Consider the following 15,648-nt stretch of genomic DNA (forward strand, 5'->3'; position numbering starts at 1 on the left):
ATATTTATTAATTTTATATTAAAAAACACAGATTTTATTATAGAACAAATCTTACACGTCACTTTCCGGCAAAAATCCACCTGCCTGCATATGCCACATTTTAGCATAATGACCACCCAGTACCAGAAGCTCTTCATGCGTACCGTCTTCGATAATATGCCCTTTATCAAACACTAAAATACGGTCCATTTCAGAAAGCGTTGATAAACGGTGGGCAATAACAATGGTCGTACGGCCTTGCATCAAGGTGTGAAGGGCTTCCTGGATGAGTTTTTCAGTAACCGAATCTAGCGCAGAGGTCGCTTCATCCAAAATCAATATCGGCGCATTCTTCAGCATCGCCCTGGCAATGGCTATGCGTTGCCGTTGGCCGCCAGACAATTTGATACCGCGCTCACCAACCTGGGAAGTATAACCTTCAGGTAATTGGCTGATAAATTCGTGGCAATGGGCTTTCTTTGATGCGGTGATTACCTCATCATCGGTTGCGTTTAAATATATAAGGCTCAAATGCACTGTAAATTCCCCAATAAAATGCCGTAAAAGCCAAGCCTGCAATATATCCAGGATAGGGCCTCAACATACGACACACAAAAGGAACGAATTGCTTAGGTAAAGTTGTCATGATCTTAATAAAAAATATCCGCTCAATCCCTAAGATTACAGGCCTTCATCACACTTGCCAAGAAATTATTCATTGATTCTTAAAGAGGATATGATATCCTGAGCACCAGACGGGACAGTGAGTTTAACCCACTATCCCTGGGTTCGAATAGCTAACTCAGCACGCTGAGTAACCACTCAAGTAACCGCAGAACTAGTTCTAGTAGTTCTGCGGTTTTTTCTAAGTCGTCGATCATATCAACTCCTATATGGGTTAACACAATCCCGCTTAAAATCCGACAGGACTATCACTAGTTCATGTGCCTAGTACGTTCCCGCCGAAGCGGGAGCAAACGCAACATGCGTTTGCGGAACCATACTACCACAACAATCTATACAAGCAATATCTGCAATATATTAAAACGCAATTTTTGATGAATCTTACACGTCACTTTCCGGCAAAAATCCACCTGCCTGCATATGCCACATTTTAGCATAATGACCACCCAGCACCAGAAGCTCTTCATGCGTTCCGTCTTCGATAATATGCCCTTTATCAAACACTAAAATACGGTCCATTTCAGAAAGCGTTGATAAACGGTGGGCAATAACAATGGTCGTACGGCCTTGCATCAAGGTGTGAAGGGCTTCCTGGATGAGTTTTTCAGTAACCGAATCTAGCGCAGAGGTCGCTTCATCCAAAATCAATATCGGCGCATTCTTCAGCATCGCCCTGGCAATGGCTATGCGTTGCCGTTGGCCGCCAGACAATTTGATACCGCGCTCACCTACTAACGATTCATACCCCTCCGGTAATTGCAGAATAAAGTCATGGCAATGTGCTTTCTTCGATGCCTCAATCACGTCTTCATCCGTAGCATCCGGGCGACCATAGCGAATGTTATCCATCAAGCTGCGATGAAACAGCGACGTGTCCTGGGGAATCATCGCAATCGCATCACGCAACGAATCCTGGGTTACGTTGGCAATGTCCTGGCCATCGATTAAAATGCGGCCGCTTTCGACATCAAAAAAGCGCAGGATCAAATGCACAAACGTGGTTTTTCCCGAACCTGAAAACCCGACTAACCCAATTTTTGCTGCGGGAGCGATCACCACATTTTTATTTTCAAATAAATTGGTGTTGCGCTGATAACAAAAGGTCACCTGGTCAAATTCAATACGCCCTTTGCTCACAAGCAATGCCGGAGCATTAGGGACATCTTCCAGATCATGTGGAACCGTAATAATAGAGAGTGCCTGCTTGCAGGTTCCCACTTCCTGAGAAAAACGCACCATCTGGTTAGCCGCGTTCCACAGACTTTCTAGAAGCCTGCCATTTAAGGTAAGAATAAGCACAAAATCACCTACCGTAATGTTTCCCAAAGATCGTTCATAGACAAGTGTTATCACCATACAGGCAATGACCGCCGTCATGCTACTAAACTGAAAAATCCGCACCTTCAGCAAATACCATTGCAATTGCCGGTCTTTATCGACCGTATCATCGGTATAACGTTTAACATAAGCCACTTCAAATGAACGTCGCGCAAATAAGCGTATATTGACCATATTACCAATACTATCAACCTGCTTACCCGTTAAGGTACTGCGAGCTTCAGCGAATAGGGTGGCATATGCTTGACCTTTCTTGGATAAAAGCCATGAAACATAAAAATAGATAAACGCCCACACAAACAGCACAACCGCAAAAATAGGCTGCACAAAATACATGGTAACCATCGCGGCGCAAACTCCCAGGAATGAGGCAAGAAACGTATCTGTCGTCATCAATATGATCTCAGATATGCCCCGCATCATATCGCTTATCTTATTCGACAGGCTGCCCGCAAAATTATTTTGAAAATACGTGTACGAATGCCCTTCCAGATACATCAACATCTGCTGTTGAACATCCCGTTTAATATTAGGCAGCAATTTCATTACAAGATAATCGTAAAACCGAAAGGTAATACCAATCATGACAGAAAGCCCAACATACCCACAAACCGGCCACATCACGGCCCTTCCCAAATGCGGCAAATCATTCGAATACGCCGTGACCGTATCAATCAATAATTTAAGCACATAAGGCAATAACGACACATGCGTTGCCCACGAAAGCGCCACGCTAAATAACCCCACCACATACCATTTATAGGGTTTGATAAAATGAAGAAAGAAAGGCAATAAGTGTTTAGGGAGCGTTTCCATGAAGTACCGTGTGATTGTGGTTTAGTTTATTTTAAAGAACAAATGTTTATAATAGGTTCATAGGTCGGGAGGATAGCACATAAGTGACATCCCCAGTTAGCTAAAACGATCTTAGAGTTTCCAATATCTCTAGAATCCGTTTTAATAACAGGAGGGCTAGTTTGAGTAACCCTGCTGCTCTTTTTCGAACTGGCTTCAACATTCTGAATTTATATAATAGCCATTTATCCTTCCCACACCCTAATTAACCATTTATCTTTCCAAAATTTCGCTTATGCTCATCACTACGCATACACGGCAAAAGAGTCAGCCCATGAACACACCCATGAAAACCATTGGCCTTATCGGTGGCACCAGTTGGCCATCTACTATTGAATATTACAGGCTTCTTAATCACATGACGGCCACTGCGCTAGGAGATTCACACTCAGCCAGGCTTATTTTATATAGTATCGATTATCAACCGATTAAAAGCCGTTACCGCGATCATTGGCACGAAATTCCTGCCTTATTGAAGGCCGAGTTTCAGTCTGCATTGGCATTAAGACCTGACTGCCTGATTCTCTGTAATAACACCCTCCACAAAGCCTATGATCAGATTGCTGCCGAACTCAATATAAGCATTCCTTTTTTTCATGCGCTTGATTTAACCGCACAATCCATGCACAAACAGGGACATAAGCGCCTGTTATTGCTTGCTACCCAGGCAAGTATGGAAGATCCCTATTTTTCAGGAAAATTTGAGCAATATGGACTAGAGGTTGTGACACCTGACCTTGCAGATCGTCACCATATTCAAGACATTCAAACCAGGCTTGCAACAGGGAATCCTGTCACCTCCGTCGACCAAGCCTATTTCAAACAACTGCTCGATCAGTACCGCGATAAGGTAGATTCGGTCGTCCTTGCCTGCACCGAACTACCTCTTGCCGTTAACCAAAGTATGACCGCTCTGACAATAGTCAATACCATTCATGTTCAATGCGAAGCCGCCCTTCAATTTGCACTTACCTCTGCTAATTTTTAAAGAAAATCATCCGTATGCACCCTTTTCATTTAGCCATCCCTGTTAACGAAATCACAACCACCAGAGCATTTTATGCCGATTTCTTGGGTTGTCCCATTGGCAGAGAATCGGACAAATGGATCGATTTCAATTTTTTTGGACACCAACTATCAGCGCACGTAAAGCCTGAAGAAACCACACCTGTAACTGCCAACCAAGTGGATGGCAAATCGGTGCCCGTCCGGCATTTTGGCATTGTGCTTGCGTGGGATGAATGGCACCCATTAGCTGATAAACTCAAAGGTGCCCACATCCAATTTATCGTCGAACCTTATATTCGTTTTAAAAACGAAATAGGTGAGCAGGCAACGATGCTCTTCTTTGACCCCAGTGGCAACGCCCTTGAATTTAAATCGTTTAAGGATATGTCACAGTTATTTGCCAGCTAAAAACATCTATTAATATTTTAGAAGAGAGTGTCGCGTACCCTCAACACGTCTATGATGTCCCTAGTCTTGGAGTTATTCTAATGGGTGATCCCAATCCTGCCGGTTGGATAAGGAGCATGATACCCTATGAATGATCCATTAAAAATCACGCCCCTTTTTTCTTAAATTTACCCTATACCTTGCGAATGACCTTTTATTTGAGACGTGATCGTTTCTTTCAGAACTTTCTTAAAGGATGGTTTATCGACTAACAGCATAAAAGCATGAGGATAATCCCTTATCCCGTTTTTATTTAAAACCTCGGCATTGAAGAAATCACTGATTTTATGGGATTCGCGGCAATTACAGAAACGCACATCTTTGAATTTTTCTGCATGGTTTTTAATAAAGGCACGAGCATCATCATAAGTTTTGAAATTCAAAATAAAATGGGTTTGTGAATCCTGATCCACACTAATGCTGTCTATCCCAAGCGCATGAGCATTAGGTTGATATTTGGACGCTTGTGTATGGCCTTTTATCAACGGCAAAGCTCCCAATTTTTCAATTTGTTTTTCAAAAATAGTATAAAATGTTTTTGCTAATAAGCTCGATACCTGAGGTCCACCATTACCATCGAACACTCCTAATATGACAAACCGGTCTTTATCAATGCCATCGGAACCGATCAGATCGAAATTGATATCTAATTCGGTGATATTATCTCGGCTTTCATTTATCACAGCAATAATAGGCAAAATGCGACCGATCTCTAATTGAGGAAAAGTAGCACCATTTTCTAGTAGCATATCCATGTAATCAGCATAATTCTGTTCTATTATTCCCTTTTCGTTTAGACCATCTGTTCCTACCGATAATTTCTTTTCACTTCCAACAGTTGAACACGTTTCAAGGTCATAGATAGTAATCGTTGGTTCTTCAGACACGTATTCTAATTTACTGCCAAACCCAGTAATATTACGCCCGACTTTGACACCTTTATCATTCATCACAAATATGTTTTGGGTTTGCGCGATCGCACAAATTCTGCACCTGCTTATAAACAGCGGGCCCCTCCATTGCAAGCAGGGGAATGGAAAGTAGTTCGACCTCGGTAATTTCTTGATTCTCTGTAAGCTTGGGATGATCTTCAGCTTTAGAATGCTCACGTTTCTCTGTAGGGAGTGGCCAACGATCATCCTCTGGATAATGTTGTTTATGATAGCTCCCTGTCGGTTGTATAGGATAGATAGGATAAGCTTGATCCTTTGGAAAATGCGGATAAGTAAAATCAAAATCATCAGACATAAATCTATACTTAACAATATTTACTATATCTATAATCATATAATATTATTAAATATTTATATTATTTATACCAAAAATATTGATATAATGCTTATATATTACTTAAAATCAACATAAAGTGCCCCTGCTCCCCCATGATGTTTTTCTGCCTGGCTAACATGCTTTATATACATAGACAGTGAAGAATGTTTAAGCCATTTAGGCACATGGTCACATAATCGTCTATCCACATTCTCTGGGCTTGATCCTTTACCAGTGATGATAATCATACGTTTAATACCCTGGTTTCTAAGCTGTGGAATCCGGTTCTCCAAAAGTCCCCAGGCTGCATCAAGGGTAAGTCCGTGCAAATCCACAGAAACAACACCAGCCCTACCTGCCTGCTGTGGTGATACAGGCCTTACCTCAATTTGACTGGCAAGGGGTTCATCAGGATGCAAAAACGAGAGCCATAAAGGCTTGGAAGGAACCCAAGGCTTTGCTTTTAGATCATTAACAAAATGGGTCGAGGCAGAATCGGGCTGATAATAACGGTCTTTGTCTCTAAGCGGTGAAACGCGCTTTTTAATCCGCTCCCAGGCGGTATTTTCGTCATCATCACCTTCCATGGGAGGATAATCAGCCATCATAGTCTACCTTTTCCCTTATTCTATGGTATAATCCCCCTACAGAAAAGCCCTGTTTTTAAGGAAATAAAATGACGGTTGTTAATAAAGTAGTTCTAGAAGAAGAACAAGGCGCGCGGCTAGACCGCTGGATCAAGAAGCATTTCCCTGAAGTGCCCAAAACTCTGGTTTTCAAATTATTGCGCAAGAAAGCAATTACCGTAAACGGTAAAAAAGTCGAAGCCGACTATACCCTCAAAGCATGGGATGTTGTCAAACTTCCGCCTTCTTGTACCTCTAACCCGGCTCCCAAACCACTTGATCCGCTGAGGTCGGTTTCTGAGCATGTGATTTCCGATTTTGTCAAATCGGTTATCTATCAAGATAAAAACCTCATCGCCATCAACAAAGCACCGGGACTTGCCGTACAGGGGGGGCCTGATATTAAAATCAGTGTTGACCGCCTGGCCTTCAGCCTTAAAGGCGATCATCTTCATGCACCTAAATTGGTGCATCGGCTCGACCGCGATACCAGTGGCGTACTTTTATTAGCCCGCACGACCGAATCAGCTCAGCATTTGACATCGCTGTTTAGAAGTAAAAAACCGATTACCAAAACCTATTATGCCCTGGTTAAAGGCATTCCTGAAGAAGAAGAAGGCTGGATTAATCTGCCACTTGCCCAAGGTACTGGCAGCGATCGGGAGATCATGGAAGTAAATAAAAAGGACGGACAAACTGCCAAAACCTTTTACCGCATCATTGAGTATATCCACGGTATCGCAGCTTTAGTAGAACTTGTCCCTTACACCGGGCGTAAACACCAGTTGCGCGTGCATATGGCTTGCCATTGGCCATCCCATAGTGGGTGATGGCAAATATGCTGGTTATGAAGCGATGATCGATGATCTCAGCGAATCGCTCCATCTCCATGCTGGAATGATTGAATTCGATTCTATTGATGGCAAACATCTGAAGATCAAAGCCCCACTCCCTCGGCATATGCGCGAGAGTTTGAAACATTTGGGGATAACGAATCCATTAAAAATATAACGAGGTTCCCCTCCTCTCGGAGGTGGGCCAGATTCATGCTTCTTCAGCATGAATCTGGGGTGGTGGGAACCACGCTCCGCAGTCTGTATTTCTATATCGCTGTTCCTTCGCGTGCGTCTTCAGCACTTTTCAGATTAGCAAGGATGGTTTCCCCGCCAACGGCACGTTGACCAACAACAACTAAAGGATTGACACCCTCAGGAAGATAAACATCAGCACGGCTGCCAAAACGGATAATACCGTAACGTTCACCTGATTTCACCGATTGACCTTCCTGGAGATCGCACACAATACGACGAGCCACTAAACCGGCGATTTGCACAAACGCAATTTCTTGTCCATGAGTGGTTTCCAGCAACACCGACTGGCGTTCATTATGTTCACTTGCTTTATCAAGCGACGCGTTAAAGAATTTACCGGGATGGTAATGAAGCTTTTTGATGGTTCCACTGTGGGGAACACGGTTCACATGCACATCAAACACGTTCAAGAAAATACTGATACGTGTTAATGGCTGATCACCCATTTCCAATTCTGGAGGAGGAGCTGCACGAGTAATCATCTGCACCTTACCATCAGCAGGGCTCACCACAAAATCTTCACCTTGAGGGATAACACGGACAGGGTCGCGGAAAAAATACGTCATCCACAACGTCACCACCACACATATCCAACCTAGCATAGGAGCCAGAGCCAAGAATAGCAACGACGCTGCGATTCCGATTAAAATGAACACAATACCTTCTTTATGAAGGGGAGTAATAATATCACGAATTGAATGTAACATGTTTTCCTCTTAGACTAGGGCGTTAGATATTTGTTTACCAATTGCTTTTACATTAAGATTAAGCCGCTGGTGGGAATAATAAGAACCTTATCATACCTCTAGTGATAAAAAAAACAACTGCGATTAAAGGAATTTATGAAACGTATTCGCTCAGTAGCCGTTTTTTGTGGAGCCAGTAACGGCATTTCAAAAGAATATTTAGAGATTGCCACTAATGTTGGCAAAAAAATTGCCCAACGCGATATCCATTTGGTTTATGGTGGTGGCAAAAGTGGCATGATGGGCGCCGTTGCTTCTGGATGCCTGGATGGCGGCGGTAAAGTAACCGGTGTATTTCCTAAAGTACTGGAAGGGCTTGAACCACAACATGAAGGCCTAACCGAATTGATCAACGTGCTCGATATGCACACCCGTAAAATGACGATGTTTGAGCGCTCTGACGCATTCATCGTTTTGCCAGGTGGCTTTGGTACAATGGATGAAACATTTGAGGTTATTACCTGGAAACAGTTAAATACCCATACCAAACCAATCGTTATCCTTAATCATAGTGGTTATTTCGATTCGTGGGTTCATATGACAGATCACTTCATCGCCAATGGTTTTGCTAGTTTCAAAACCCGTAAATTATACGAAGTGGTCAATGAAGTTGATGAAATTTTCCACCTTATCCACTAGACACTTGCCAGCCTTAATAAGCACTGCTATAATCCGCCCTCCACTGAGGGCGGTTAGCTCAGCTGGTTAGAGCGCCACGTTGACATCGTGGAGGTCGATGGTTCGAGTCCATTACCGCCCACCACCCTTCGCTTCCACTAGCTTTGGGAGACTCAGCCACTTGGAGATCGAGGGAGATCGAGGGAGATCGAGCTAGATAGAGCGAGATAGAGATCGCAAGGTATCTGGTGAAACTTTAGCGTAAGGAGATTCTCAGAACACACGCTTTACGTTCGCTCTCCACAGACATTCCAACCCGTTTCCTTTTTTCCACACCCCAAACGACGATAAGCCCTACTCACCCCCCATCGAAAAAGTCCGGCCATTCCCACCGGATTTTTTCAATGCCGTATCTGTCCAGTATTGCGTCTTCGCTTGCTCCGGTTTTTGGGATTCTATTGGTTGCACCTGGAGGACATGCTGTGACCAGTCTGACCTTTTTTGCCGTTTGCTAGGTTCAATGCCTTCATCCGTACCCGGCTGGTAGCTTCCTCGTTTACGTTCATTGAGCTTTGACGTGTTAGCATTCTCCGTAAGCGTATCCTGCCGATTCACTACAGGAGTGGGGTTTACTTCTTCTTTTATCTCAATTGGCGAAGGTTCCTCCAATTCATCCTCAGCATCACTATTTTCTCGAGTAGAAACTTGACTCGATATTTTTCCCCCAGGTACTAATTCATCCCATATCATTCTAAACTGCAAAATCCAGTTTGTGGCTAGCCACTTCGCCACGACTTGACCACCATGCCCATCATACAGTGCAAACACATAATCATGCACCGCTTCTTGAGACAATTCAGACAATAATACCGATTCAAAGAACAGCTCCAAAACGCTTATATTATCGTTACTAACCGCATTAAAAGCCGCTCGAAGCATCAATGCGGCAAGAGGTGATTCCTTATCCGAGATCGTATCAAACAAACGACAAAAATTGGCTAGTGCTAATGTTTTTTTGGCAGGATCACGACATTCAAACGCGCCATCACATGCAAAAATAAGTCGTAATGTTGATAATTGAATCTTCCGATCTTTGAATAATTCGGCTAAATCAAAATGAAGAATATCAGGTTGCGCGCATAATGCCCCTAAGAGATAACTGTCACCCAATGCGCGTCCTACGCTCAATGAATTATTAATCTGCCCTTTCGCATTAACCGTACCTTGATGCGTCGTAACAAATCGATGATTTAATAAATCAGTAGTCGTATGCTCCAAATTCAATTGCATTGATTCATAATGCCCTTCTTCATTCACAAAAAATAAAGCGGCCACACTATCACCGGTATTTGCCAGATAAAGGTTGGTACCAGACAAATAACCCAAAAGCGCTGTAGAACCAGCAGAAAGTGTCCCTCCCCTTTTCAGTTTTCTGGGAGGAAAGTTTTGTTCAATTTTTTTCTGACAAGCTGCAAATGTTTTCTGAAGCACCTCAGGAATCTTTAACCTATGCTCCTCAGGAATAGCATCAGCTATGTCAAGATAATACGCATCTTCCTGTCTGGGCCTTCGACCTATTGTTTCCTCAATACACACCTTGAGTTTTCCCAGGATTATCGATGAAGAGATATTGTCTTCTTTAGCGGTTAGTTCATCCGTGAGTTCTCCCACCAAAACGGGCCAATGTTCTTTCTCCCTCATGGATTCTTCATGTTGGCATTGGTTATTTAAAAGACGCAATTCTTGAAGAAACTGATGAATGAAATTGCTAAAATAACGTTGGGTATACTGTTTCTCGTCTAATTCGCGTAATAACCGCTCAATGTTTTGAAAATTCATATCCTGGCATGTGGGGTTATCCAAGAAATAATGCAAAACAAAACTCTTAATATCAAAACACCCTAAATAGTCGTAATCTGGATGTAACATAAACGCTGTAGGCAGAGGATTATCATTAAGCCCATTTAAGGTCTTTTCAAGTGCAGAAAAATAATGTTCTTCTTTTAAAACAAATGTCATATTTCTTCATTTTATATCATGTTGATGAGCAATATATAATAGGTTAGGGAATATATCTCAAGTGTCTTTCGCTTTGCAGTTGAAATAACAATAAAAAAGGGAGCAATGATGCTCCCTTTTTTATTGTTATTTTGTTAGATAGTATCCTTACACAAAAATAAGCGTGCTGTACGCTTTCTTAAAACAATTAAAGGAAAAACTATGTTAGCACCTGTACGTCATGATAGTTGTGATACATTCTGGCAACTTTTGGAGCCACATTTGCCTGGAATCCAAGGTCGTGTTAGCTGCCCAGCACAGTGCCTAGAACTTATTGAGGCGGGCTGGGCGGCCTGCGTCCCGTTATAATACTGTAGACCAATGTCGCAAGAAACAGCATCACAAACAAAAACGCCAAGAATCTGGCAATTCCAGCAAAATCAGCAGCAAGCCCCGTAAACCCAAGCAGAGATGCTATCACTGCCAAAACAAAAAAAGTTATGACATAGTTCAACATACGTATTCTCCGTAATCCGTTAAATTAGCGCCAGAATGGCTCACCCAGATTAACATCTTTTTTACGCGTCAGTCCGCCAGCAGCTGCACCAACCGCCCCACCTATTACAGCACCAGTCACGGGATCACCACCAACCACAGCTCCGCTTACAGCACCCACACCAGCACCAATACCAGCACCACTCAGTGCACGATCAGTTGTTGAAGTTCCACAGCCAGACACCAGCGTAAAAACCGCCATAGCAACCACTACATTTGTCAATTTTCTCATAAACTCTCCTTTCTAAGCGTTATAAAGATATGATAGGGAACGCCCCGTAAGAGTGCAGCATGATAAAACAGATTAAGCGTAAGATTACCGTAAAACCTATAGAGATGGAGGGAGCTGAGAACTCACATGTAAGAAATCAAAAAGGCTCAACAGAACTGCCTAGATAAGGATGCTGCCAAAATTAACCTTTTTTCTTATCAGTTTCACTTGATTTTCCTGGGTTTGCAGATATGATTGACTGGTAAAGAAATGTGAATGATTAATCTAGTAAGTAGGCACCAGACCATGGCTTCCAAGCCCCTTACCTACGCTGATGCAGGCGTAGACATCGATGCCGGCAACCGTTTAGTTGACCGTATTAAACCTTTTGCCAAGGCTACAGCAAGACTTGGTATGGATGCCGATTTAGGCGGGTTTGGCGGTTTATTCGACCTGGCTAAAGTAAAATACCAGGATCCTATCCTGGTTGCTGCCACAGATGGCGTTGGCACAAAACTTAAACTGGCATTTGCCGCAGATAAACACGACACGGTAGGTATTGACCTCGTCGCCATGTGTGTGAATGACTTAGTTGTGCAGGGTGCTGAACCTCTGTTTTTCCTCGATTATTTTGCTACAGGAAAACTTCATGTCGATGTCGCTGCCTCAGTTATTAAAGGCATTAGCGATGGCTGCAAACAGGCTGGTTGCGGTCTACTCGGTGGCGAAACAGCTGAAATGCCTGGCATGTATGAGGCAGGCCATTATGATTTAGCCGGATTTTCGGTAGGCATCGTCGAGCGCAGTGAAATACTGCCAAAACCAACCTTGCAGGAGGGCGATGTGGTTCTAGGCCTTGCCTCTTCTGGGGTTCATTCCAATGGCTTCTCGCTGGTTCGTCATACGCTTGATCACCAGGGTATTTCCCTTACATCTGCCTCCCCTGTTTCTGGATTAACCTGGGCAGAGCTACTATTAACCCCTACCCGTATTTATGTCAAAAGCTGCCTGGCTGCTAAAAAGTCTGGAGGATTAAAAGCGCTTGCCCATATTACCGGTGGTGGTCTCGTTGAAAATATCCCAAGGGTTCTTCCTGATCATTTAGCTGTGTCAATCGACTGCAGTGCTTGGCAGCCTCTGCCAATCTTTAGCTGGCTTGCCAATGAAGGCGGTGTAGATTATGACGACATGTTCCGTACCTTTAACAACGGTATTGGCATGATTGTGGTAGTCGATAAGGATTCTGTTGATTCCATTTCACACGTATTTACCCAGCATGGTGAAACCGTTTATAAATTAGGGCATATTGCTCCAAGAACCAGCCAAGCTGTTTTGCTGAACCGCAAGGAAACATTATATGCCAGATAATCGGAAAGCCCGTGTGGCTGTTCTTATTTCGGGTAATGGCTCTAACCTTCAGGCATTAATTGATGCAGCAGCAAATCCCGATTACCCTGCAACGATTGAATTGGTTATTTCCAATAAGGACGATATTTACGGTTTAACGAGAGCACAACAAGCCGGCATTTCGCAGCATGTTATTGAGCTTAAACATTACCAAAGCCGTGAGGAATGCGATGAAGCAATGCACGAGGCTTTGATAGAATTTAATATCGATTACGTGGTATTAGCTGGTTTCATGCGCTTACTCACACCGCAATTTGTTAACAAATGGGAGGGTAAAATGATTAATATCCATCCGTCATTACTTCCTTCCTTCAAGGGCTCTCATGCCGTGCATGATGCCTTACGATATGGGGTTAAAGTGACCGGATGCACCGTCCATTTTGTGACTTCAGAAATGGATTCAGGACCTATTATTATTCAATCAACTGTCCCTGTTTATAATCAAGATGACGAAGCACGTTTACTCGATCGTATCCACGAAGCCGAGTATACGAGCCTCCCTCTTGCACTACAACTTTTAACTTCTGGAAGGCTATCCATACATGACCGACGCGTCCACATCAACACTCTCTAGTTTCGTATTAATTGGCCTTGGCACTAATCTTGGCGATCGTTACACCAACCTTATTTCTGCATTGAAATTCATTGAGGATCATAAACTCATCGAGACGATGATTGCATCTCCGGTCTATGAAACCCCGGCAACGCTTGCTCCTGAATCCCCCAAAGAGTGGGATAAACCTTTTTTAAATATGTGCGTTATGGGTACTACCCATCTGGCACCTGGTAAATTATTGCAACAACTTAAAGAATGCGAAGATAAAATGGGCCGCTTATCGCCTGAGCGCTGGTCTCCACGGGTTATTGATATTGATGTGCTTTTATATGGCGATTATCAATTAGAAACGCCGAGCCTTACCATTCCGCATATTCAATTTACTAAGCGTGATTTTGCCCTCGTTCCTGCCGCCGACATTGCTCCTGATACCAGTATTCCAGGCACGCCTCACAGCATCAAGGAATGGGTTGCGAAATTAACCGAAAACAAAGCAGTCTTTTATGCCGACCCGCCTCGTTGGCATTCTTAATCTTACCCCTGATTCTTTTTCAGATGGCGGAAGTTATACGGATCTTTCTTCATTATTGATCTCATGCACAACCCTCATAAAAGAAGGTGCAGCTGTTATTGATATAGGGGCAGAATCAACACGCCCCAATGCCATCCCCTTATCTGCCAAAGAAGAATGGCAACGTCTTGCTCCCTATCTCAAATCGATCATCAACCATATCCATCAACTGGGAGCGTTAGCCAGCTTAGACTCACGTCATCCTGAGAATGTTCAACGTGCTGTTGATCTAGGTATCGACTGGATGAATGATGTATCAGGCTTAAGCGACCAAGCCATGATTGATGTCGCGGCATCAAGCCATGTTAGCATTGTGGTCATGCACAGTGTTTCCATTCCCGCCGAGCGCACCATGACTATTCCTGATGATATCGACCCCATTCTCTACCTGAAGCAATGGTTGGACACGTGCATTAGCCACGCATCCGCGGCCGGGATAGACAAGCAGCGGCTTATTTTTGACCCAGGGATCGGTTTTGGTAAAAATGTTGACCAATGCTGGTCACTTATCAATCGCGCAGACGAATTGAAAGCATTTGGATACCCACTTTTTATCGGTCATTCCCGCAAAGGTTTCCTTGCACCCGATAAGGCTCCCAAAGACAGGGATCCAGAAACATGCCGGGTAAGTGCCCAATTATGCCGTAAACAGGTTGATTATTTACGTGTTCACAACGTTATCAGCAATAAACTCGCCTGTATCTCGTTGCAATAATACCAGCTGCTCTTCTCTGGCCGCGCGGAGTTTCACAAAATCATCGCCAGCATGGTATGAAGAGCGCGTCATTGGGCTGGATGAGACCATCAGGAACCCTTTGACCCTGGCCATACGACCAAAATAATCAAATTTATCTGGCTCCACAAAACGTTTTACTGGTGCATGTTTAGGAGTTGGCTGTAAATATTGGCCAATGGTCATAAAATCAACATCGGCGGCGCGGAAATCATCCATCACTTGCAGCACCTCCTCATCCACTTCACCTAACCCCACCATGATACCCGATTTGGTAAAGATAGAAGGATCCAGCTCTTTAACCCGTCTTAAAAGGTTAAGCGAATGAAAATAACGGGCACCCGGGCGAATATGATGATAAAGCCTTGGCACTGTTTCGATATTATGGTTATAGACGTCAGGGCGGGCAGCCACAACAATTTCTAGGGCACCAGGCTTGCGTAAAAAATCGGGGGTTAACACTTCAATGGTTGTTCCCGGTGACGTTTCACGGATACGTTGGATACATTCGGCAAAATGGTGAGCGCCTCCATCTGGTAAATCATCCCTATCAACCGAGGTAATGACCACATGGTTCAAGCCCAATTTTGAAATAGCCTGGGCTAGATTCTCAGGTTCATGGGGATCTAGCAAATCTGGACGCCCCGTCTTGATATTACAGAAAGCACAGGCGCGGGTACATACGGAACCAAGAATCATCACAGTCACATGTTTTTGCTTCCAGCACTCCCCAATATTAGGGCATGCCGCTTCCTCACACACGGTATTTAGTTTATGCTGCCTTACCAACTGGTTGGTGGCAAAAAACTCTTGAGAATTAGGAGCTTTAACACGAATCCAATCAGGTTTAGGAATTCGGTTCTGATTTGCTTGTTCTACCATCGTCTATCTCTATAGGCCTAAGAAGCTGGAGTATAACTCTTTTTGATTAGTAAGGCAAATAAAGTAAATACAAG

At 43.6% G+C, this 15,648-nt stretch carries 18 protein-coding genes, 1 tRNA gene and 1 pseudogene; 10 read left to right on the forward strand and 10 right to left on the reverse strand.

Annotated elements, in window-relative coordinates:
- Positions 1-51 precede the first annotated feature (51 nt).
- Positions 52-492 (reverse strand): annotated as a pseudogene (locus tag IPP74_04295) (ATP-binding cassette domain-containing protein).
- 552 nt (positions 493-1,044) lie between these two features.
- The gene (locus tag IPP74_04300) at positions 1,045-2,817 is read right to left on the reverse strand and encodes an ABC transporter ATP-binding protein (GenBank protein MBL0318500.1); all 1,773 of its coding nucleotides are present in this window, start codon (positions 2,815-2,817) and stop codon (positions 1,045-1,047) included.
- A 313-nt stretch (positions 2,818-3,130) separates the two neighbouring features.
- On the opposite strand from IPP74_04300, the gene IPP74_04305 reads away from it, so the two are divergent.
- Together IPP74_04305 and IPP74_04310 are read left to right on the forward strand one after the other, a co-directional pair.
- Positions 3,131-3,844, forward strand: coding sequence for an amino acid racemase (locus tag IPP74_04305; protein ID MBL0318501.1), 714 nt, complete (start codon positions 3,131-3,133; stop codon positions 3,842-3,844).
- Between the two features lie 14 nt (positions 3,845-3,858).
- Entirely contained in the window at positions 3,859-4,272 is a 414-nt protein-coding gene (locus tag IPP74_04310) for a VOC family protein (protein ID MBL0318502.1), read from the forward strand.
- A 167-nt stretch (positions 4,273-4,439) separates the two neighbouring features.
- On the opposite strand, the gene IPP74_04315 is transcribed toward IPP74_04310, so the two are convergent.
- The 3 genes from IPP74_04315 to IPP74_04325 all read right to left on the reverse strand — a co-directional run bounded on the left by IPP74_04315 (position 4,440) and on the right by IPP74_04325 (position 6,188).
- On the reverse strand, positions 4,440-5,261 hold the full coding sequence (locus IPP74_04315; GenBank protein ID MBL0318503.1) for a hypothetical protein: 822 nt from the start codon (positions 5,259-5,261) through the stop codon (positions 4,440-4,442).
- A complete protein-coding gene (locus tag IPP74_04320; protein MBL0318504.1) occupies positions 5,254-5,559 on the reverse strand; it encodes a hypothetical protein in 306 nt (101 codons plus the stop codon). Before IPP74_04320 ends, IPP74_04315 begins: the two co-directional genes overlap by 8 nt.
- A 98-nt stretch (positions 5,560-5,657) precedes the next feature.
- The gene (locus tag IPP74_04325) at positions 5,658-6,188 is read right to left on the reverse strand and encodes a Smr/MutS family protein (GenBank protein MBL0318505.1); all 531 of its coding nucleotides are present in this window, start codon (positions 6,186-6,188) and stop codon (positions 5,658-5,660) included.
- A gap of 68 nt (positions 6,189-6,256) precedes the next feature.
- Here IPP74_04325 and IPP74_04330 point away from each other — a divergent pair, with 68 nt between their 5' ends.
- Together IPP74_04330 and IPP74_04335 are read left to right on the forward strand one after the other, a co-directional pair.
- Positions 6,257-7,036, forward strand: coding sequence for an RluA family pseudouridine synthase (locus IPP74_04330; protein ID MBL0318506.1), 780 nt, complete (start codon positions 6,257-6,259; stop codon positions 7,034-7,036).
- The gene (locus IPP74_04335; GenBank protein ID MBL0318507.1) at positions 7,029-7,217 is read left to right on the forward strand and encodes a hypothetical protein; all 189 of its coding nucleotides are present in this window, start codon (positions 7,029-7,031) and stop codon (positions 7,215-7,217) included. Before IPP74_04330 ends, IPP74_04335 begins: the two co-directional genes overlap by 8 nt.
- 91 nt (positions 7,218-7,308) lie before the next feature.
- Here the strand turns inward: IPP74_04335 and IPP74_04340 are convergent, their stop codons facing one another.
- A complete protein-coding gene (locus IPP74_04340) occupies positions 7,309-8,004 on the reverse strand; it encodes a phosphatidylserine decarboxylase (protein MBL0318508.1) in 696 nt (231 codons plus the stop codon).
- A gap of 135 nt (positions 8,005-8,139) precedes the next feature.
- Here IPP74_04340 and IPP74_04345 point away from each other — a divergent pair, with 135 nt between their 5' ends.
- Entirely contained in the window at positions 8,140-8,682 is a 543-nt protein-coding gene (locus tag IPP74_04345) for a TIGR00730 family Rossman fold protein (GenBank protein ID MBL0318509.1), read from the forward strand.
- 47 nt (positions 8,683-8,729) lie between these two features.
- Positions 8,730-8,806 (forward strand) — tRNA-Val (locus IPP74_04350).
- Positions 8,807-9,015: 209 nt separating this feature from the next.
- Here the strand turns inward: IPP74_04350 and IPP74_04355 are convergent.
- From IPP74_04355 to IPP74_04365, 3 genes are all read right to left on the reverse strand, one after another.
- The gene (locus IPP74_04355; protein ID MBL0318510.1) at positions 9,016-10,680 is read right to left on the reverse strand and encodes a protein phosphatase 2C family protein; all 1,665 of its coding nucleotides are present in this window, start codon (positions 10,678-10,680) and stop codon (positions 9,016-9,018) included.
- A gap of 310 nt (positions 10,681-10,990) precedes the next feature.
- Positions 10,991-11,176: a DUF1328 domain-containing protein gene (locus IPP74_04360; GenBank protein MBL0318511.1), complete on the reverse strand. Its 186-nt coding sequence runs from the start codon at positions 11,174-11,176 to the stop codon at positions 10,991-10,993.
- Positions 11,177-11,200: 24 nt separating this feature from the next.
- Entirely contained in the window at positions 11,201-11,446 is a 246-nt protein-coding gene (locus IPP74_04365) for a hypothetical protein (protein MBL0318512.1), read from the reverse strand.
- A gap of 285 nt (positions 11,447-11,731) precedes the next feature.
- Here IPP74_04365 and IPP74_04370 point away from each other — a divergent pair, with 285 nt between their 5' ends.
- Genes IPP74_04370 through folP form a run of 4 tightly spaced genes read left to right on the forward strand, consistent with a single transcriptional unit; the run spans position 11,732 to position 14,674 of the window.
- Positions 11,732-12,793, forward strand: coding sequence for a phosphoribosylformylglycinamidine cyclo-ligase (locus IPP74_04370; GenBank protein MBL0318513.1), 1,062 nt, complete (start codon positions 11,732-11,734; stop codon positions 12,791-12,793).
- On the forward strand, positions 12,783-13,406 hold the full coding sequence (locus IPP74_04375; GenBank protein ID MBL0318514.1) for a phosphoribosylglycinamide formyltransferase: 624 nt from the start codon (positions 12,783-12,785) through the stop codon (positions 13,404-13,406). The genes IPP74_04370 and IPP74_04375 overlap by 11 nt, the downstream gene beginning before the upstream one ends.
- Complete coding sequence (gene folK / locus IPP74_04380; GenBank protein ID MBL0318515.1) at positions 13,375-13,920, forward strand: 2-amino-4-hydroxy-6-hydroxymethyldihydropteridine diphosphokinase; 546 nt, start codon at positions 13,375-13,377, stop codon at positions 13,918-13,920. Before IPP74_04375 ends, folK begins: the two co-directional genes overlap by 32 nt.
- Positions 13,892-14,674 (forward strand): dihydropteroate synthase, encoded by a 783-nt coding sequence (gene folP, locus IPP74_04385; protein MBL0318516.1) that lies wholly within the window; start codon positions 13,892-13,894, stop codon positions 14,672-14,674. Before folK ends, folP begins: the two co-directional genes overlap by 29 nt.
- Here the strand turns inward: folP and lipA are convergent.
- Positions 14,621-15,574 carry a lipoyl synthase gene (lipA, locus tag IPP74_04390; GenBank protein ID MBL0318517.1) on the reverse strand — a complete coding sequence of 318 codons (954 nt, stop codon included), beginning with the start codon at positions 15,572-15,574 and terminating at the stop codon, positions 14,621-14,623. The genes folP and lipA overlap by 54 nt on opposite strands.
- Positions 15,575-15,648 lie beyond the last annotated feature (74 nt).

It is taken from the genome of Alphaproteobacteria bacterium (genome assembly GCA_016722515.1).
Taxonomy (GTDB): domain Bacteria; phylum Pseudomonadota; class Alphaproteobacteria; order Rickettsiales; family JADKJE01; genus JADKJE01.